This window comes from Bradyrhizobium semiaridum, from assembly GCF_020329505.1.
GTDB lineage: Bacteria > Pseudomonadota > Alphaproteobacteria > Rhizobiales > Xanthobacteraceae > Bradyrhizobium > Bradyrhizobium semiaridum.
Map to the genome: position 1 here is coordinate 222539 of NZ_JAGKJJ010000001.1, position 19583 is coordinate 242121.

Annotated in this window: 18 protein-coding genes and 1 pseudogene; 3 read left to right on the plus strand and 16 right to left on the minus strand. The window is 65.7% G+C overall.

Features of this window, described 5'->3' with window-relative positions; genetic code table 11:
• Positions 1-8: 8 nt before the first annotated feature.
• Both secD and yajC read right to left on the minus strand, forming a co-directional pair.
• Positions 9-1610 carry a protein translocase subunit SecD gene (gene secD / locus J6500_RS00990; protein WP_225710800.1) on the minus strand — a complete coding sequence of 534 codons (1602 nt, stop codon included), beginning with the start codon at positions 1608-1610 and terminating at the stop codon, positions 9-11.
• 35 nt (positions 1611-1645) lie between these two features.
• Positions 1646-2005 carry a preprotein translocase subunit YajC gene (gene yajC / locus J6500_RS00995; protein WP_225710801.1) on the minus strand — a complete coding sequence of 120 codons (360 nt, stop codon included), beginning with the start codon at positions 2003-2005 and terminating at the stop codon, positions 1646-1648.
• Between the two features lie 191 nt (positions 2006-2196).
• Between yajC and J6500_RS01000 the strand changes: the two genes are divergently transcribed.
• A complete protein-coding gene (locus tag J6500_RS01000; protein ID WP_225710802.1) occupies positions 2197-3174 on the plus strand; it encodes an ATP-binding protein in 978 nt (325 codons plus the stop codon).
• Positions 3175-3477: 303 nt separating this feature from the next.
• Here the strand turns inward: J6500_RS01000 and J6500_RS01005 are convergent, their stop codons facing one another.
• Complete coding sequence (locus J6500_RS01005) at positions 3478-4857, minus strand: peptidoglycan DD-metalloendopeptidase family protein (protein ID WP_225710803.1); 1380 nt, start codon at positions 4855-4857, stop codon at positions 3478-3480.
• A gap of 111 nt (positions 4858-4968) precedes the next feature.
• The gene (locus tag J6500_RS01010; protein WP_225710804.1) at positions 4969-5625 is read right to left on the minus strand and encodes a protein-L-isoaspartate(D-aspartate) O-methyltransferase; all 657 of its coding nucleotides are present in this window, start codon (positions 5623-5625) and stop codon (positions 4969-4971) included.
• A gap of 380 nt (positions 5626-6005) precedes the next feature.
• Between J6500_RS01010 and J6500_RS01015 the strand changes: the two genes are divergently transcribed.
• A complete protein-coding gene (locus tag J6500_RS01015; protein ID WP_026192734.1) occupies positions 6006-6383 on the plus strand; it encodes a response regulator in 378 nt (125 codons plus the stop codon).
• 110 nt (positions 6384-6493) lie between these two features.
• Here the strand turns inward: J6500_RS01015 and surE are convergent, their stop codons facing one another.
• From surE to J6500_RS01075, 12 genes and pseudogenes are all read right to left on the minus strand, one after another.
• Entirely contained in the window at positions 6494-7261 is a 768-nt protein-coding gene (gene surE, locus J6500_RS01020; protein WP_225710805.1) for a 5'/3'-nucleotidase SurE, read from the minus strand.
• Between the two features lie 66 nt (positions 7262-7327).
• On the minus strand, positions 7328-8224 hold the full coding sequence (locus J6500_RS01025) for a hypothetical protein (RefSeq protein WP_225710806.1): 897 nt from the start codon (positions 8222-8224) through the stop codon (positions 7328-7330).
• Positions 8225-8239: 15 nt separating this feature from the next.
• On the minus strand, positions 8240-9571 hold the full coding sequence (serS, locus tag J6500_RS01030) for a serine--tRNA ligase (RefSeq protein WP_225710807.1): 1332 nt from the start codon (positions 9569-9571) through the stop codon (positions 8240-8242).
• Between the two features lie 193 nt (positions 9572-9764).
• The gene (gene tatC, locus J6500_RS01035; protein ID WP_225710808.1) at positions 9765-10568 is read right to left on the minus strand and encodes a twin-arginine translocase subunit TatC; all 804 of its coding nucleotides are present in this window, start codon (positions 10566-10568) and stop codon (positions 9765-9767) included.
• Positions 10565-11107 (minus strand): Sec-independent protein translocase protein TatB, encoded by a 543-nt coding sequence (gene tatB, locus J6500_RS01040; protein ID WP_225710809.1) that lies wholly within the window; start codon positions 11105-11107, stop codon positions 10565-10567. Before tatB ends, tatC begins: the two co-directional genes overlap by 4 nt.
• 155 nt (positions 11108-11262) lie before the next feature.
• Positions 11263-11496, minus strand: a complete 234-nt coding sequence (locus J6500_RS01045) for a twin-arginine translocase TatA/TatE family subunit (protein WP_225710810.1) — start codon at positions 11494-11496, stop codon at positions 11263-11265.
• A gap of 183 nt (positions 11497-11679) precedes the next feature.
• A pseudogene (gene scpB, locus J6500_RS01050) lies at positions 11680-12513 on the minus strand (SMC-Scp complex subunit ScpB); the annotation flags it as partial.
• Positions 12514-12535: 22 nt separating this feature from the next.
• Entirely contained in the window at positions 12536-13357 is an 822-nt protein-coding gene (locus tag J6500_RS01055) for a segregation and condensation protein A (RefSeq protein WP_225710812.1), read from the minus strand.
• Positions 13354-14376 carry a beta-N-acetylhexosaminidase gene (gene nagZ / locus J6500_RS01060; protein ID WP_225710813.1) on the minus strand — a complete coding sequence of 341 codons (1023 nt, stop codon included), beginning with the start codon at positions 14374-14376 and terminating at the stop codon, positions 13354-13356. Before nagZ ends, J6500_RS01055 begins: the two co-directional genes overlap by 4 nt.
• 46 nt (positions 14377-14422) lie before the next feature.
• On the minus strand, positions 14423-15895 hold the full coding sequence (locus J6500_RS01065; RefSeq protein ID WP_225710814.1) for an SPOR domain-containing protein: 1473 nt from the start codon (positions 15893-15895) through the stop codon (positions 14423-14425).
• 118 nt (positions 15896-16013) lie between these two features.
• On the minus strand, positions 16014-17807 hold the full coding sequence (gene argS / locus J6500_RS01070) for an arginine--tRNA ligase (RefSeq protein ID WP_225710815.1): 1794 nt from the start codon (positions 17805-17807) through the stop codon (positions 16014-16016).
• 9 nt (positions 17808-17816) lie between these two features.
• Positions 17817-19028 (minus strand): deoxyguanosinetriphosphate triphosphohydrolase, encoded by a 1212-nt coding sequence (locus J6500_RS01075; protein ID WP_225710816.1) that lies wholly within the window; start codon positions 19026-19028, stop codon positions 17817-17819.
• A gap of 114 nt (positions 19029-19142) precedes the next feature.
• Here J6500_RS01075 and erpA point away from each other — a divergent pair, with 114 nt between their 5' ends.
• Positions 19143-19472 (plus strand): iron-sulfur cluster insertion protein ErpA, encoded by a 330-nt coding sequence (gene erpA, locus J6500_RS01080; RefSeq protein ID WP_139483341.1) that lies wholly within the window; start codon positions 19143-19145, stop codon positions 19470-19472.
• The last annotated feature ends 111 nt before the right edge of the window (positions 19473-19583 follow it).

Here is a 19583-nt window from a genome sequence, read left to right on the forward strand (position 1 = left end):
CAGGCCTCTCAGATCGGCACGGTTTGCGGCCGCTTCCAGCGCACCCACGCGGCGACGATCAGGCGCGTCATCGTGAAGGCGGTGAACACCGTGGTGATGATGCCGATGCCGAGCGTCACGGCAAAACCGCGCACCGGTCCGGTGCCGATATAGAACAGCACCGCAGCGGCAATGAAAGTGGTGATGTTGGAGTCGAGGATGGTGGCGAGCGCCCGCTTGAAGCCGGCGTCGATCGCCGAGATCGCGTTGCGCCCGCCGCGCAGTTCCTCGCGGATGCGCTCGTAGATCAGCACGTTGGAGTCGACCGCGATGCCGACGGTGAGCACGATGCCCGCGATGCCGGGCAGCGTCAGCGTGGCGTTGAGCAGCGACAACAGGCCGAAGATCATCGCGACGTTGATGACGACGGCGATATTAGCGAACACGCCGAACAGCCGGTAGGTCACCAGCATGAACACGATGACGAGGATCGAGCCGACATAGGCCGCAAGCTCGCCCTTCTCGATCGAGTCCTGGCCGAGGCCGGGACCAACGGTGCGCTCCTCGACCACGGCGAGCGGTGCCGGCAGCGCGCCGGCGCGCAGCAGGATGGCGAGATCGTTGGCAGATTGCACCGTGAAGCTGCCCGAGATCTGGCCCTGCCCGCCGGTGATCGGCTCGCGGATCACCGGCGCCGAGATCACCTTGTTGTCGAGCACGATCGCAAACGGCAGGCCGACATTCTCCGAGGTCGCCTGCGCGAATTTGCGGGCGCCCGAGGTGTTGAACTTGAAGCTGACGATCGGCTCGCCGGTGCGCTGGTCGAAGCCGGGCTGCGCGTCGGTCAGATCGCCGCCGGAGACCAGCACCTGCTTCTTGACGACGTACGGCACCGGTGGCGGCGAGGCGCTCATCAACAGTTCGGAGTCGGGCGGCACCCGGCCCTGCGTGGCCTGGTCGGGCGACACCGAGGTGTCGACCATGCGGAATTCCATCTTGGCGGTCTTGCCGAGCAGCTCCTTGAGCCGCGTCGGGTCCTGCAGACCGGGCACCTGCACCAGGATGCGGTCCGAACCCTGGCGCTGGATCACGGGCTCGACGGTGCCGAGCTCATTGACGCGCCGCTCGACGATCTGGATCGACTGCTCGATGGTCTTGCGCATGCGGTCGAGCATCGCGGCCTGCGGGATCGTCAGGCGGATCACGCCGCCGCCGGCATCGGCTACCTCGAGATCGCGCTGGCCGCCCGATCCCATCAGGCCGCCGATCGGCTGCGCGAGGTCGCGCAGCTTGGACAGCGCGGTCGCGGCTTCGGTGTCGCGCGTGACGCGAACCTCGACGGCGTCATTGCGGACGGCAAGGCCGGTATAGGCAATCTTGGCATCGCGCAGCACGCGCCGCACATCGTCGCGAACGGCGTCCAGCCGCTCCTTCTTCACGTAGTTGGCGTCGACCTCGAGCAGCAGATAGGAGCCGCCCTGCAGGTCGAGGCCGAGGACGAGGCGCCGCTGCGCCCAGGCCGGCCAGGACTTGACCTGCTGCTCGGGGAAGAAGTTCGGCACGGCGCACAGGCAGACCACCAGCGCTGTGAGAATGATCGCCAGCGCCTTCCACCGCGTGAAATACAACATGGAGTTGACCTGTCAGATTCCAGAAGCCGCGGCGATCACTTCGCGGGCGCCTCGTCCTTGGTGTCGCCCTTCGCCGGCTCGCCCTTGGCGCGCACGCCGGAGATCATCTGCCGCATCTGCCGGACCCGGACGCCGTCCGAAATCTCGAACTCGATCTGGTCGTCGTCGACCACCTTGGTCACCTTGCCGACCAGGCCGCCCGAGGTCACGATGGTGTCGCCGCGGCGGATGTTCTTCACGAGTTCGGCGTGATCGCGCACCTTCTTCTGCTGCGGACGCAGAATCAGGAAGTACATGATAACGAAGATCAGCGCGAACGGCAGCAGCGACATCAACATGCTGTTGGCGTCGCCGCCCGCTCCAGCAGCCTGGGCAAACGCAGGAGTAATCAGCATTCGGACGATCCTCGGGTAAGACGGGAAAGAACCGGCAGCGCGCCCTGTCCCATGGGCGGTATGGCGGTCCGGACAAATTCGCGCGGACTATAGCGGCCGCGGTCCCAATTGCAACGTTAACGGCCGTCCATTTAGGGCGCTTGCGGGCGGAGCGCCAGCCCGATAAGGCTGCGCCGTCAGGAACTGGAAAAATGCCGAAAAAAACCAACAAAACAGCCAGCAAGCCCGCGTCCAGAGCCGCCGCCAAGACGGCCGCAAAAGCCGCGACAAAACGCCCGGAAGCAGCCTTCGATGGCATGACCGCCGAGCGCATCGCCACGGCTCTCGAGAGCATCGCCATCCTGCTCGCGGAGGCCGCCACGGACATAGAGCCGGAGGCGGCCGAGTCGTTCGCCGCCGCGGACGCCTTCGTCTGGCATCCCGATGGCCGCCTCACCCCGGTGCCGCGCGTCAGCCGGGTCGAGATCAGCCTGCTCAAGGGCGTCGACCGGATGCGCGACATCCTGATGGAGAACACCGAGCGCTTCGCCAACGGCTACCCCGCCAACAATGCGCTGCTGTGGGGCGCGCGCGGCATGGGCAAGTCCTCGCTGGTGAAGGCCGTTCACGCCAGCATCAATGTCAACCGCAAGCCGGCCGACCGGCTGAAGCTGATCGAGATCCACCGCGAGGACATCGAGAGCCTGCCCGGCCTGATGGAGCTGCTGCGCAGCTCATCCTTCCGCTTCATCGTGTTCTGCGACGATCTCTCGTTCGACGGCAACGATGCCTCCTACAAGTCGCTGAAGGCGGTGCTGGAAGGCGGCATCGAGGGACGCCCGGACAACGTGATCCTCTACGCGACCTCGAACCGGCGGCATCTGCTGGCGCGCGAGATGATCGAGAACGAGCGCTCGACCGCGATCAATCCGGGCGAAGCGGTCGAGGAGAAGGTGTCGCTGTCGGATCGCTTCGGGCTCTGGCTCGGCTTCCACCGCTGCAGCCAGGACGAGTACCTCGCGATGGTGAACGGCTATTGCGACCATTACGGCATCAAGCTCGCCGGCGACGAGCTCGAACGCGAGGCCCTGGAATGGTCGACCACCCGTGGCTCACGCTCCGGCCGTGTCGCCTGGCAGTTCGTGCAGGAGCTGGCCGGCCGCTTGGGCGTGCGGCTGAGCGGCAAGTAGCGGCACACGCCCGCATGGAGCACAGCGCAATCCGGGACAACATTATCCGCGGACAAAGCGGCCACGGATTGCGCTTCGCTCCATCCGGGGTACGAGCTGCCCCCGCGTGCGCTGCTGTCATCCTCCGCGAAAGTGGGGGATCCAGTACGCCGCGGCCTCTCGATCAATCACCACCGTCTCTGGAATACCGGATCGCCCGGTCAAGCGGGCGACGACAGTAAGCATGATGCGAAAACAAAACGGGGGAGGCTCGCGCCTCCCCCGTTGTCTTTGTTGTGAGCATTTGGAAGTGCGACGCGTGACTTACGCGCCGTTGAGGAACTGGAGTGGATCGACCGGCGATGAGCCCTTGCGGATCTCGAAGTGCAGCTGGGGCGAGCCGACCTCGCCGGACTGTCCGGACTTCGCGATCACCTGGCCGCGCTTGATGGTGTCGCCGCGCTTCACCAGCACCTCGCTCGCATGAGCGTAGGCGGTGACGTAACCGTTGGAGTGGCGGACCAGCACGAGGTTGCCGTAGCCTTTCAGCTCGTTGCCCGAATAGGCGACGACACCATCTTCGGCGGCCTTCACCGGCGTGCCCTCGGGCACTGCGACGTTGATGCCGTCATTGACCTTGCCGTTGGTCTTGGAGCCGTAGGCCGTGATGACCTTGCCGCGCACCGGCCAGCGGAAGGTCGGCAGCGCGCCGGTGGCTTCGCTCGACTTGGTGACGACGGGAGCCTCCGCCGCTGCGGCCGGCTGTTCGACATTGGCCGTCGGCTGCGCCAAACGGGCGCTCTGCTGCGGCAGCGCTGTGGCAACGACCTTCGGAGCCGCCGCAGCAGGCATCGGTGCCGCTGCGACCGGCGCGGGCGCTGCGGCCGGAGCCGCCGGCGCGACCGCCGCGGTCTTGGCACCGGGCACCGTGAGCTTCATGCCCGGGCTCAGCCGCGCCGTCAGGTCGAGATGATTGGCCCGCGCCAGCTCGGCCACCGGAATGTGGTGCTGGCGGGCGATGCTGTGCAGCGTGTCGCCGCGATTGACGTAGTGGAGACCGGCCGGAGCGGCGGCCACTGCAGCCGGCTTGGCCGCCGGCGCAGCGATCGCGGGCGCCGCAGCCGTCGCAGTCGGACGCGGGATGATCAACTGCTGCCCGGGCGACAGCGCGCGCGGTCCCTTGTAACCGTTGGCGCGCAGGATATCCGCCTTCGAGACGTTGTAGCGCTTCGAGATGATATCCAGCGTATCGCTGGTGCCGACGATGATCGTGGTGCCGTGACCGGAATGTGCCGCGGCGACCGAACGCGGCACGGTGCCGGTGGATTCGATCTGCGGACGTGCCGGGGGCGGCGTGTAGGACGCAAGCCCGCGCCCTCCTCCGGCAATGCCACCACCGCCACCCGACACCGGATAGGACTGCGGCGCGGTCGCGACCGGCGGCGGCAGCGGCTGCGACTGATACTGCGAATATTGCGGCTGCGACTGCGGCCTCGAATATTGCGGCAGCTCGCGCGGCGGTTGCTGCTGCGGCACCGCGCCGGTCGGCTGCGGATCGAAGGCGAAGGGATTTTGCGAATAGGAGTTTTGCGAGAAGCGCGACGACATGTCGGCGCTGCAACCGGCAAAAGCCATGGACATCAGCGCCAGCACCGCGACCTGCGGCACGCGACGCGAGCGAAGCAACTCAACAACCCCGGACATGGTTACTCACTCGTACGCAACAAAAGACTGTTTTGAGTAAACACGTACCGAGTAAATAACCGCTTAACCCTGCGAATAAGGCGTTGGCGGCAAGCCGCAAATCCGCAATTTTTACAGCTCCCGCGCAACGCCCGGCAGCGCCGGCACGAAGCGCACATCGACCAGTTCCTTGCGGTCGAATCCGGTTTCAGTCCGCACCACGCGGACCAGCGTCTGGGTGCCCTGATGCGGCCCGACCGGGGCGATCAGAATGCCGCCGGGCTCGAGCCGCTCCAGGAGCTTGTCCGGGATCTGCTCCATCGCCGCGGTGACGATGATGCGGTCGAAATCACCGGCGCCGGCCGGCACGTCAAAACCGTCGCCGAGCAGTACCTCGACGTTGTAGTAGCCGAGCTCTTCGAGGCGCTTGCGGGCGCTGTCGGCCAGCGTCCGGTAGCGCTCGATGGTCAGCACATGCTTGCAGAGCCGGGACAGGATCGCGGCCTGGTAGCCCGATCCGGTGCCGATCTCGAGCACGCGGTGGTCCTTCTGCAACTGCAGGCGCTCGGTCATGTAGGCCACCACGAAGGGCTGGCTGATGGTCTGCCCGCAAGGGATCGCCAGCGCGCTGTCGCGATAGGCCTCGTCACGGTCGCGGGGCTCGACAAAGACCTCCCGCGGCACCTCCTCCATGGTCCGCAGCACGGCCTGGTCGCTGATTCCGCGCCGCCGCAGGGTGAGCTGAAACATCATTTTCTCGGGCGGCTTCGGGTTCACGGCCATGCTCATCAGCGGTCTCTGGGCGGCAAGATGCGTCGGTTTACACCCCTTGATGCCACTCGAATCAAAATGCCGCGTTAAGGAAAAATTCCCTTCATTTTCCGTTCCCGGAACGGAACCGGGCTCCGGTTTCAGCTTGGCATCGGCGGCCACCGCCTCCATATGATTGGCCACGAGGCGCGGTGAAAGGCCCAGGAGTGAATCTGCCCCGACATTCAACCGCCGAACGAGCCGCACCGGAGCGGCGGCGGCAGAGGCAGAGGAAGGGGGGCGCGGGCGACAGGCCCATTCACGGTTGCGCGTTGCAAAATCCGGCAAATTCCAAACGTTTGCGTTGCACCTCCTGAGGTTATTTGCGAGCTTGGTTTGGAAGGGCAAGGATTCCATTCATGACAGCGATACGGCCGGCGGGCTGTTCAGTTTTCCTCGTGGAAGACGAGGTCATGATCCGGATGATGGTCGCCGATATGCTGGAGGAACTCGGCCATAGCGTTGCAGCCGAGGCCGGCGAAATCGGCGAAGCCGTCAAACTCGCGCAATCGACCGAGTTCGACCTCGCGATCCTCGACGTCAACGTCAACGGCAAGGTGATCACTCCGGTCGCCGAGCTGATCAACGCCCGTAACCGCCCCTTCATTTTCGCCACCGGCTACGGCTCGTCCGGCCTGCCTCCAGAGTACCGCGACCGCCCGGCGCTGCAAAAGCCCTTCCAGCTGGAAACGCTGGCGCAGGTGATCAGCAGCGCCATGAAGGGCGCTCCGGTCTAACCAGAACAATGCTGCGTAGCCCGGATGCAGCGAAGCGAAATCCGGGATCGGCTTTACTTTAACCGCGAAGAGAACCCCGGATTGCGCTGCGCTCCATCCGGGCTACAAAATCACTTCAACGTCTCGACCAGCGCTTCCGAGAATACCTCATCGGTGCGGTCGAGGCGCAGCGGCGTCACCGAGACGTAGCGTGCGGCAAGCGCCGCGAGATCGGTGCCTTCAGCCGGCGTGTCCATCATCGCCGCGCGCTCGAAACCGATCCAGAAATAGGGATTGCCGCGCCCGTCGTGACGGCAGTCGATCTTCAGAAAGCCCTGGTTGCGCTTGCCCTGCCGTGTGATCTTGATGCCCTTCACGTCGTCGGGCATGCAGGACGGGAAGTTGACGTTGACCACGGTATTCCTGGGCACGCCGGCGCTGATGACCTTGCGGATGATGTCGGGTCCGAATTTCAGGGCCGTGTCCCACAGCGGCGCGTTGCGCGTCTCGATGGAGAATTCCTGCGACAGCGCAAAGGACGGAAAGCCCAGAATGGTGCCCTCGAGCGCGCCGGCGATGGTGCCGGAATAGACCACGTCCTCGGCGACGTTGCGGCCCTTGTTGACGCCGCTCAGCACGAGATCTGGCAGCTTCTCGCCGAGGATGTGGCGCGCGCCCATGATGACGCAATCGGTCGGCGTGCCGCGCACCGCAAAGTGCCGCGGGCTGACCTCGCGCAGGCGCAGCGGATCGTTCAGCGACAGCGAATGCGAGACGCCGGACTGGTCGAGTTCGGGGGCGACGATCCAGACGTCATCGGACAACGCCCGCGCGATCTGCTCGACCACCTGCAGGCCCGGCGCGTGGATGCCGTCGTCATTGGTGCAGAGAATTCGCATCCGTCTCACTGCCTCTCGTTCCGATTCGACGCGGAATTTCTTGAACTTGCAGGCCGTCTTAACCGGCTAGGGCGGCGGAGGCAAACCCGGCAGGGTCCCTTTCCAGCTCGTCAGCCTGGCGCGCCAGGGCCGGACGAATCTGGCGCTGCCGGCGATCTTGCGCTCGAACACCGGCCATTCCGGCTTCGGCCCTCCCACTGCCGCCTGACGCGCCGACCGAATCCTCTGCACCACGGGCGTCGGCGCGACGGGCTGAATTGCTACCGGTTCTGCCAATACGGCAGCGCGCGGTTCGGGTTTGGCAGGTTCCGGCTTCGGGGATTCGGGCGCGAGAGATTCAGGCCGCGGAGGTGGGGACTGGAGAGACTCGGATTTGACCGCCTTGAGCCTGGGCAGTTCGGACTTCGAAGCATCAGGCTGGAGCGGTTCGGAATTGACAGGTTTGAGCCTGGGAAGCTCGGCTTTCGGAGGTTCGAATTTGGGAAGCTCCGATTTGGCAAGCTCGGATTTGGGGGCCTCAGGCTTGAGAGGCGCAGGCTTCGCCGCTGCAGCCAAGGGCGGCTCGCCGGCGGGTGCCGCCGGCGCTGCCGCAGGGCCAGTGGACCTCGACTTCAGCTTGGCCAGCAGCTCCTCGAGCGACGGTCCCGATGGCGGCCGGACCGGAGACGGCTGCGCGGGGGGCTGCACGTCAGGCGGCTGTGACAGCGTTGCGGCCGCGGCGAGCGGCGGCGCACCTACCTGCCCCGGACCGGCGAATCTGGCGCGTGCGATCTCGACGGCCTTGTCGAAGTCTGGCCGGTTGATCCACGCCTTGGATTGCATCGCCTCGATGACGCCCGGCTCCCAGAGCCGCGCGACCTCGATGTCGTAATAGCCCATCTGCTTCTGATTGATCAGCTGCAGGCCGTGGCCGGTGACGGCCCATTGTCGACCAAGCCAGTGGATGTCACGGTGGAGCGGCATCGCACTGGCCTCGCCTTACATGCCGTGCTCGATGACCTTGCGCCCGCCCATATAGGACTGCAGCACATCGGGCACCGCGATCGAACCATCCTGCTGCTGATAGGTCTCCATCACGGCGATCAGCGCGCGGCCGACCGCCGTGCCGGAGCCGTTCAGCGTGTGCACGAAGCGCGGCTTGCCGTCGGGACCGCGATAGCGCGCGTCCATGCGGCGGGCCTGGAAGTCGCCGCACACCGAGCAGCTCGAGATCTCGCGATAGGCGCCGCCCTCGCCCTGCCCCGGCATCCACACCTCGATGTCGTAGGTCTTCTGCGCGGAGAAGCCCATGTCGCCGGCACACAGCGTCATCACGCGGTAGTGCAGGTCGAGCCGGCGCAGCACCTCCTCAGCGCAGGCCAGCATGCGCTCGAGCTCATCCTTGCTGTTTTCGGGCGTCGTGATCGAGACCAGCTCGACCTTGGAGAACTGGTGCTGGCGGATCATGCCGCGGGTGTCGCGCCCCGCGGCGCCCGCCTCGGCGCGGAAGCAAGGCGTCAGCGCGGTGAGCCGCATCGGCAGCTCTTTTTCATCGAGGATGGATTCGCGCGCGAGGTTGGTCAGGGAAACCTCGGCAGTTGGAATCAGCCCGAGGCGTTCGCTGCGCAGATCGGCATTCGGCGCCGCGAGCAGTTCGCCCTTGATCGCCCAGAACTGGTCGTCCTCGAACTTCGGCAATTGCCCGGTGCCGAACATTACGGCGTCGCGCACCAGCAGCGGCGGATTGATCTCGGTATAGCCGTGCTCGTTCGTGTGCAGGTCGAGCATGAACTGCCCGATCGCACGCTCGAGACGCGCCAGCCCCTTCTTCAGCACGACAAAGCGCGCGCCGGACAGCTTTGCGGCCGCCTCGAAATCCATGTCGCCAAGCGCGGTGCCGAGATCGTCGTGCAGCTTCGGCGCAAAGCCGTAGTCGCGCTTCTTGCCGTACACGTGGTGCTGCACGTTGCCGTGCTCGTCGGCGCCGTCGGGCACCTCGTCGAGCGGCAGGTTCGGAATTGACGACAGCTGCTTGGCCAGCTCCTCGTCGGCAGACTTCGCCGCCAGTTCGAGCTCCGGCATCGTGGTCTTCAGCTCGGCGACCTCCGCCATCAGCTTGGCCGCACGCGCCTCATCCTTGGCCTTCTTGGCGTCGCCGATTTCCTTGGAAGCCGCGTTGCGCCGGGCCTGGGCCTGCTCGGAGGCCAGGATCGCCGCGCGCCGCCTCTCGTCGATCGCCAGCAGCGACGGCGACAGGGCCTCGATGCCCCGGCGCTTGAGGCCGGCGTCGAAGGCTGTCGGGTTGTCGCGGATCGCTTTGATGTCGTGCATGGTCAGTCCTGGCAGCTACGTGTTGACCACCTACCGATAGGTCGACGGTCAACGTTCCCCTACCACACTGGTCATCGCCCGCGAAAGCGGGCGATCCAGTATTCCGGAGACGCCAGCGTGCGGCCGAGAGGCCGCGGCGTACTGGAGACCCCGCTTCGCGGACTATGGCGCCGGTTATGTGACGAAAACGGCCCTACTCGGCCGGATTGGTCGCCGACGGCGCCCCGGACGAGGCGGTCGTGGTGGCCTTCTTCTCCACCATCCGCACCGCGATGATGGCACCCTCATAGAGCGCGAGCAGCGGGATCGCCAGCGAGGCCTGGCTCAGCACGTCGGGCGGCGTCAGCACCGCTGCGATGATGAAGGCGATGACGATGAAATAGCGCCGCTTCTCGCGCAGCATCTTCGAGGTGACGATGCCGATGCGGCCGAGCAGCGTCAGGATGACAGGCAACTGGAAGGCGATACCGAAGGCGAAGATCAGCGACATCATCAGCGAGAGATATTCGCCGACCTTGGGCAGCAACTGGATCTGCGCGGTCTCCGCGCCGCCGGCCTGCTGCATGCCGAGCGAGAACCGCACCAGCATCGGCAGCACCACGAAATAGACCAGTGCGGCGCCCATAACGAAGAAGACGGGAGTGGCGACCAGATACGGTAGGAAGGCGTTGCGCTCGTGCCGGTAGAGCCCGGGCGCGACGAATTTGTAGATCTGGGTCGCGACGATCGGGAACGAGATGAAGCCGGCGCCGAACAGCGCGAGCTTGAGCTGGGTGATGAAATATTCCAGCAGCGCGGTGTAGATGAACTTCGAGTTTTCCGGCCCCGCGATCCAGACGAACGGCCACACCAGCACGTTGTAGATCTGCTTGGCGAAGAAGAAGCAGAAGATGAAGGCCACGCCGAAGCCGAGCAGCGCCTTGATCAGGCGCGAGCGCAGCTCGATCAGGTGGTCCATCAGGGGGGCCTTGCTGGCCTCGATATCTTCGGCGCTCATGACGCTTTGGCGTCCTTGAACACGCTGGGCTCGGCCGGCGTCACATCCTGCGCCACCGGCTCGGGCTTGACCTCACTGGTGATCGCGAGCGGCTCGCCCGTCGCAGCATGGGTCTCGGCCTCGACGAAGGTTTCCGGCGTTGGCCGGGCCGGCGTCGTCGGTGTCACCGGTGCGTCACTTGACGTCACCGGTGCGTCACTTGACGTCACCGGTGCGTCGACCGCGGACGCGACCTGGGCGTCGACCGGCTTGTCGATCTGCAGGGCGTCGCCGACGTCCTTCTGCAACGAGGTCATGATGTTGCCGCTGGTGATCCCGGTGGCGGCTTCCTTGACTTCGTCAAAGCTCTTCTTGAGATCGGCCATTTCGGCCTCGCGCATGGCCTCCTGGAACTGGCCCTGGAATTCGGCGGCCATCTTGCGGGCCTTGCCCATCCATTGCCCGACCATGCGCAGCACGCCCGGCAGTTCTTTCGGGCCGATGGCGATCAGCGCGACGACCGCGATGACGACCAGCTCACTCCACCCGATATCGAACATGAATGCTTCCGCCTAAGCGCGCCGCAACGGCCCCATCTACCTTCTAGAGGAGTTGGGACCATCGACCTGTTTCTCAACCGGCATAGCGCTTTCGAGCGACGACGTCACCGTTTCGCGCAACAAAAACGTCAGAATATTCCGTCAGGACAAGGTCCTTAGACGGCCTTGCTGCCGACGTCCTGACGCGCGGCCGACGGCGCCGCATTGTGATCGATGGCCTTGGTGGGCTCGGTCTTCTCGGCGACCTTGTCGTCGTCCTGCATGCCCTTCTTGAAGGCCTTGATACCCTGGGCGACGTCACCCATCAGGTCCGAAATCTTGCCGCGTCCGAACAGCAGCAGGACCACTGCGATCACGACGATCCAGTGCCAAATGCTAAGCGAACCCATCCTGCAACCCTCCAGAAATGGCCGGGCGAACCGGCCTGGACTTTGCCCGGAAGGTAGGCCCGCGAGGCGTCAAAAACAAGGACTTCAGCCGCGGCAAATCGCTGTCGCAGCTACGTAATATTGCTAGCCTTAACCGGGAATATTTCGGGGCTAATCGCCCTTTTCCTCGGTGCCGGCGTCACCGTCTTCGTCGCGGTCGCGCGCTTCGGCTTCAGAGGCCTCCGACTCAGAGGCCTCATGCTCCGCGGCTTCAGCCTTCGTGGCATCAGGCGCTGCGGCTTCCATAGCTTCCCCCTCCGGCGCAACAGCTTGCGGCTCGGAGGACGGCGCGAGCAGCAGTTCCAGCGTGTCGCCGGGCTCGAGCGGATCCTCGTCCTCGCGCAGCGTCGCGTCGTCCGACGGCGATGGAACGGAGAAGCCGGTCGGCAGGCGCGAGTCGAGCAGACCCGTTCCCTTCAGTTCCTCGAGCCCTGGCAGGTCGCTGAGCGCTTCGAGGCTGAACTGCGACAGGAACCCGTCGGTGGTTCCGAAGGTGAGCGGGCGACCCGGCGTCTTGCGACGGCCGCGCGGGCGGATCCAGCCGGTTTCCAGCAGCACGTCGATGGTGCCCTTCGAGGTGACAACGCCGCGAATCTCCTCGATCTCCGCGCGCGTCACCGGCTGGTGATAGGCGATGATCGCCAGCACCTCGATCGCGGCACGCGACAGCTTTCGCGTCTCCGTGCTCTCGCGCGTCATCAGCCACGCCAGATCGCCCGCGGTGCGGAACGTCCACTTGTTGGCGACCTTCACCAGATTGACGCCGCGGGGGGCGTATTCCGCCTGCAACTGTGCGAGCGCCGCCTTGACGTCGACGCCGTCGGGCATCCGCTTGGCCAGCGTCGCCTGGTCGATCGGTTCGCTCGATGCGAACAGCAGGGCTTCCAGGAGCCGCAATTCCTCAGGACGCGCAATCGGATCCATCGGAGAAACCTCCTCCTCGGGTTCGTCAATGCGCACTTCCGCCAAGCTTGCCATGGGCTTGCTCTCCTTCTTCCACTTACTCAACCGAGAGGTCCGGCGCAGCCATCGCGGCCTGCGCTGGGCGCTTTCGGAAATAGATCGGCGCGAACGCCTGCTTCTGGTTGATCTCCATCTCGCCTTCGCGGACCAGTTCGAGGGCGGCGGCGAAGCTGGAGGCAAATACCGTCGCCTTCTGCTTGGGATCTGCGACGTATTTCATCAGGTATTCGTCGAGGCAGCTCCATTCCTCGGCGAGGCCGACCAGCCGTTCCAGCGAGGCGCGCGCCTCGGCCAACGACCACACCGTCCGCTTCGCCAGATGCACGGAGGTCAGCACGCGTGACGCGCGTTGCGTGGCATAGGCCGACAAAAGGTCGTACAGCGTCGCCGTGAACTTCGGATGCTTGATCTCGGCGATCGATTCCGGATTGCCGCGCGGAAAGATATCGCGCTGGAACTGGGGCCGGTTCATCAGCCGGTTGGCCGCCTCGCGGATCGCCTCCAGCCGGCGCAGCCGGTTGGCCAGCGCCGTCGCCATCTCCTCGGCGCTCGGCCCCTCCGCGCTCGGCGGTTCGGGCAGCAGCAGCCGCGACTTCAGAAAGGCGAGCCAGGCCGCCATCACGAGATAATCGGCCGCGAGCTCGAGGCGAATTTTTCGCGCAGCCTCAATGAACGACAGGTACTGATCGGCGAGCGCCAGGATCGAGATCTTCGCGAGGTCGACCTTCTGCTGCCGCGCCAGCGTCAGCAGAAGGTCAAGCGGGCCCTCATAGCCCTCGACATCGACCACCAGCGCCGGCTCGCTTTCGGCGAGATCAGCCGGCCGCCCGGTCTCAAACGATAGAATTTCTGCGGTCATGCCGTCCCTACCCGATCCAGTAACGCATCCAGTTCCGCGCGCGCCGTCAGCCGGTCAAATGGCTGAGGCTGCTTTCGCGCAGCCAGCGCCGCGCTGGCGCGCTCCAGCGCCTTGCCGGTCAGTTGCGGCGTTTCCCGCGCGACCTCACGCATCTCGTCGAGATCGCCGTTGCAGTGCAGGACCATGTCGCACCCGGCGGCAACGATGGCCGCGGTCCGCTCCGCGATCGATCCGGCCAGCGCATTCATCGACACGTCATCACTCATCAACAAACCTTGGAACCCGATCCGGCCGCGAATCACCCGTTCGATGATTGTCGCAGAAGTCGTCGCGGGATGGACGGGGTCCAGCGCGCTAAACACAACATGTGCGGTCATGGCCATCGGCAGGTCCGCCAGCGGCTGAAACGCCGCAAAATCCGTCCGCTCCAGCTCGGATTCCGCCGTATCGACCGTCGGAAGCCGAAAATGACTGTCCGCCGAGGCCCTTCCATGGCCGGGAATATGTTTGAGAACCGGCAGCACTCCGCCCTGTTCCAGGCCCTCCGTGACCGCGCAGGCGATGGCGGCGACCTTGGCCGGCGCGGTTCCATAAGCCCGATTGCCGATCACGGCGTCGGCGCCAGGTACCGGCACGTCGGCCAAAGGCAGGCAGTCCACGGTAATCCCGAGATCGATCAGATCGGACGCAATCAGGCGTGAGCTGAGCCGGGCTGCAGCCAGGCCGAGCTGCGGGTCGATGTCGAATAGCGCGCCAAAGCTGGCGCCCGGCGGATAGACCGGCCAATGCGGCGGGCCGAGGCGCTGCACCCGCCCGCCTTCCTGATCGATCAGGACCGGTGCGTCCTCATCGCCGGCCGCAACCCTGAGTTCTGCAACAAGCGCAGAGACTTGTTCCGGGGTCTCGATGTTGCGCTTGAACAGGATGAAGCCCCACGGCCGCTCGGCGCGAATGAACTCGCGTTCGGCGTCAGTGAGGACGGTGGCAGATACGCCGGTGATGAATGCGCGGTTCGTCATGCGGCCGATTAGGCCGCATGCCGCCCGTGGGTCAAGGAAACGGCCGTTAATTCCTTTGGACGACGCACTGTCCGCCGGCAGATTTCAGATTGCCGCAGAACTGCGAGGCTTCTTCGGGCGATCCGAACGGCCCGACCATGGCGCGGTAATAGACGCCCTTCTCGCCGAGGTCGGCGCGCCTGATCACCGGCGCATGCGAGCCGAGCACGCCCGGGAACTTGCCTTGCAGCGCCCGGTACGACGCCTGTGCGTCGGCCTCGTTCTTCTGCGAGGACACCTGAACCATGTAGCCGCTGCTGACCGAGGCCGTCGTCGTCGACGCCAGCCGGGTCGGAGGTGCAGCCGGCGCAGGCGCGGCTTCAGGAGCCAGCGACATCGGTGCGTTCACACTGGCGTTAGCGGCGGCCGGGTTGCTGCGGGACGCCGGTGGCTGCTTAGCGGCAGCCGGCGGCCGGGCCGACGGGGTCGCGGCGGCCTGCTGCGCTCCGTCCGGCGTGTCGCCCTTGACCGACAGGGTCCGGATCTTGCGCGGCTCGTTGTTCGGCAGCGTCCCGTTGGCTGTGGCCGGCGGCGGCGGAGGCGGCGTGGTCTGCACGCTGGACAGCGGTGGCGGATTCGGATTCGCGACCAGCGGCACGACGCGCGGTCCGGTGGCCTTGGTGCTGGGATCGACAGGCGTCTCCTCGCGCGACACGATCTTCTCGGAGCCGTCCCCCGCTGCCATGCGATCGGGTGTCTTGGCGGACGCATCGGCCTGCGCCGGGATCACCTTGGTCGGCGTGTTATCGGCCTTGATGATCGGCGGCTCGCCACTGCGGGGCGAACCGACATAGGTACGGTAGGCGTAGGCGCCGCCGACCCCGAACACCGCAAGCGCCAGCACCGCGGCGACCGTGAGCAGACCGCGGCTGCGACGGCGCGGCTCGGGCTCTTCCTCGTAGCCCTGATAGGCATAGGGATCATCGGGATAGGCGGGCTCGCGCTGCAGGTCCTGCGGCTGGCCGGATTCCAGCTGCCCGTAGAGCGCATCGTCATAGCGCGACGGATCGTGCTCATGATGGCCGGCGCTGTGGTGCTGCGGCTCGTCGTCATAGGCCGAGACCGGCTCAAAGGCGTGTGCCGACTGCTGGGCCGCAACCGGCTCGGGCGCCGGCTGTGCCGGCGGAGCCGCGTAGCGGTGCAGCGGATGCACCGGGCTCGGCTGGTAATCCTGCTCGGGCTCGTCGTCTTCGACTGGCGGCGGTGGCGCAGCAGCCTCCTGCCGTGCGCGCTGCATCCAAGGGGGCGGGCCCGCCGGCCGCGCATCGTCGTCGTCCACCGGCGGACGCGCGTTGGCGCGCGAGAGCAACGGATGCGGAGGCTGTGCCTTGCTGGCGGTGCCGAACGGATCGGTCTGGCCGATCAGGCGGGCGAGTTCCGCAAGCGGATCACTCTCTGCCTTGGGGGCCGCATCGGGATAGGCGCCGCGGTCGTAATCGTCTGCGGCGGGAAAAGGTCGGTTCTGATATCGATCAGCCATCGTGATGATGCATCCCCTTCGGGACAGCGCCAAGATCGCCGGCGCTGCCGGTCCGAACGAATTGGCCCCTGCCAGATGCTCTCACAAATCCCCACTTGTGAGAGCCACATGCCCCTGCCTACCGCATCTCGGTCGGAGCGTGGACGCCTAGAACAGCTAAGCCCGATGCCAGAACCGAGACGACGCCCTGGACCATCGCCAGTCGCGCCCTCGTGATCTCTGCATCATTATTGATAATGAAGCGTAAATAGGGCAAATCCCGCCCCTTGGTCCAGAGTGCGTGAAATTCGCTGGCCAAATCATACAGATAAAAAGCGATTCGGTGCGGCTCGTGAGCAACGGCCGCAGCTTCAATCATTCGCGGATAGAGCGCAAGCCGCTTGAGCAGATCGAGTTCGGCTGGATCGGTCAGGCGCTCGACCGTAGCATTACGGAGATAGGCCAGACGGGCCTGATCGCTCTCGGGCAGATCGGGAACCGTCTCCTCCCGCGCGTTGCGGAAGATCGAGTGGCCGCGGGCGTGGCCGTACTGGACGTAGAACACCGCGTTGTCCTTGGACTGCTCGATCACCTTGGCGAGGTCGAAATCGAGCACCGCGTCGTTCTTGCGGAACAGCATCATGAACCGCACCGCGTCGGAGCCGACCTCGTCGACCACCTCGCGCAGCGTGACAAAGTCACCCGAGCGCTTCGACATCTTCACCGGCTCGCCGTCGCGCAGCAGTTTTACAAGTTGGACGATCTTGACGTCGAGTACGGCCTTGCCGGCGGTCACCGCCTTCACGGCTGCCTGCATGCGCTTGATGTAGCCGCCGTGATCAGCGCCGAACACGTCGATCAGATTGGTGAAGCCGCGCTCGAACTTGTTGCGGTGGTTGGCGATATCCGACGCGAAATAGGTGTAGCTGCCGTCCGACTTGATCAGGGGACGGTCGACATCGTCGCCATACGCGGTGGCTCGGAACAGCGACTGCTCGCGGTCCTCGTAATCCTCGACCGGCTTGCCCTTCGGCGGCGGCAGCCGGCCCTCGTAGATGTCGCCCTTGGCGCGCAGGAAATCGATGGTCTCCGCGACCTTGTTGTTGCTTGATGCAATCAGCGAGCGCTCGGAGAAGAACACGTCGTGATGGATGTTGAGCGCGGCGAGATCGCCCTTGATCATCTCCATCATCATGGCGATCGCCTTGTCGCGCACGATCGGCAGCCAGATGGCCTCGCTCATGTCGAGCAGCTTATCGCCATGTTCCCTGGCGAGCGCCTCGCCGACCGGCACGAGGTAGTCGCCGGGATAAAGCCCTTCCGGGATTGCGCCGATGTCCTGGCCCAGCGCCTCGTGGTAGCGCAGGAAGGCCGAGCGCGCGAGCACGTCGACCTGGGCGCCGGCGTCGTTGATGTAATATTCGCGGCAGACGTCGAAGCCGGCGAATTGCAGCAGGCTGCACAGCGCATCGCCGAACACCGCGCCGCGGCAATGGCCGACATGCATCGGTCCCGTCGGGTTGGCGGAGACGTATTCGACATTGACCTTCTCGTGCCCGCCGATCTCGCTGCGGCCATAGGCCGAGCCGGCAGCCAGCACGGCGCGCAAGGCGTCGGCCCAGACCTGCGGCTTCAGGGTCAGGTTGATGAAGCCGGGTCCGGCGACATTTACCGAGGCCACCAGCGCGTCGGCGCGCAGGCGGTCCGCGATCCTGTCCGCAAGCTCGCGCGGCTTGGCCTTGGCGTCCTTGGCGAGCACCATCGCGGCATTGGTCGCCATGTCGCCATGGCTGGCGTCGCGCGGCGGCTCCACGACGACGCGGGACAGATCGATCCCCGGCCAATTGTCCTCGGCTCCGATCGCGGCACAGATCGCGTGCACGCGCGCCAGCACGTCGGCAAAAAGGTGTGGTGAAGCAGTGGTGTCGGCCATGGCAGGGCGCTAACGCAAATCCGGGGTCGAGTCAAAAAGCCTGTGGTGTTCGATCAGGGCGAAACGGTCGGTCATCCCGGCGATGAAATTGCCGATCCGCCTGTTCCGCGCGCTGTCCGTCTCCTGCTCGGTGCCCTCGATCCATTCCGCCGGCAGGTCGCCCGGCGACTGCCGGTAGCGCTCGTAGAGGTCGCGGACCACCTGCTCGGCGTCCCGCATCACCTGCATCACGCGGTGATGCCGGTACATCCGCCGGTACAGGAACGCCTTGATCGCGGCCTCCTCCTCGGCCACGTCGGGCGGGAAGCCGATCAGCGGCGCGTGGTAGTGGCGCACGTCGTGGGCGGATTGCGGCTTGGCAGCGGCCAGACGGGCGCTCGCCTCGCTGAACACCGCGCTGATGAAGTGCGAGATCAGCTCGCGCACCAGCTCGGCGCCGCGCCTGACCTCGTCGAGCCCAGGATAATGCCGGTCGATCTCGCCGATGATCGTCGCGGTCAGCGGCATCTGCTTGAGGTCGTCGACGGCGAACAGGCCGGCGCGCAGCCCGTCGTCGATGTCGTGGGCGTCGTAGGCGATGTCGTCGGCGAAAGCCGCGACCTGGGCCTCGAGCGAGGCGTAGCTCCAGAGCTCGAGGTCGTGGGTCTTGCTGTACTCGGCGATCCCGATCGGGATGCCGCCGCTCTCCAGATAGCGCCCGGTCGGGACGCCGCTCCGGTCGGTCAGCGGGCCATTGTGCTTGACGATGCCCTCGAGCGATTCCCAGGTCAGGTTCAGCCCGCCGAATTCGGGATAGCGATGCTCCAGCGAGGTGACGACCCGCAGCGCCTGGGCATTGTGGTCGAAGCCGCCGTCCTGCTTTAGGCATTCGTCGAGCGCCCGTTCCCCGGCATGGCCGAACGGCGGATGGCCGAGGTCATGGGCCAGCGCCAGCGTCTCGGTCAGATCCTCGTCGAGCCCGAGCTGGCGGGCCAGCGCCCGGGCGATCTGCGCCACCTCCAGCGAGTGGGTCAGCCGGGTGCGGTAGTGATCGCCCTCGTGGAAGACGAAGACCTGGGTCTTGTGCTTGAGGCGGCGGAACGCGGTGGAATGGATGACCCGGTCGCAATCGCGCCGGAACGGGCTGCGGGTCCGGCTCGGCGGCTCGGCAACGAGCCGGCCCCGGCTGCGATCGGGGTCGCAGGCATAAGGCGCGCGGGGAGCAGCCATTCCGACCGACACTGAATTTTAGTCCTTATCCATTTGATTCCATGGCCCGACGCACTTAACTATTGATAGCGCCGGATACCAAATAAATTGGGTATGACGCGCCTTCGACCCGGGAGACTGATGACCATGACTGCTGCCATTACTGTGAGCGAGCGGGCCGCCCGCCGCATCGGGCAGATCCTCAGCAAGGAAGGCGACGGCGCCAAGCTGCGCATTTCGGTCGAAGGCGGTGGCTGCTCCGGTTTCCAGTACAAATTCGATGTCGAGCACACCCAGGCCGATGACGACCTCGTGATCGAGCGGGACAGCGCTGTCGTGCTGGTCGACCCCGCCTCGGTACCGTTCCTGGCGGGCTCGGAGGTCGATTTCGTCGATGACCTGATCGGCGCCTCGTTCCGCGTCGTCAACCCGAACGCCACCGCTTCCTGCGGCTGCGGCACCAGCTTCTCGATCTGATCGCCCTCAGCGCGCGGCGAACAGCGCCCGCGCGTTGCCGTGCGCAATTTTTCTCGATCGGCTCGGCCGCGGGCGCCGGCCAGGATGCCAACGCTGCGATACAGCCGGCGA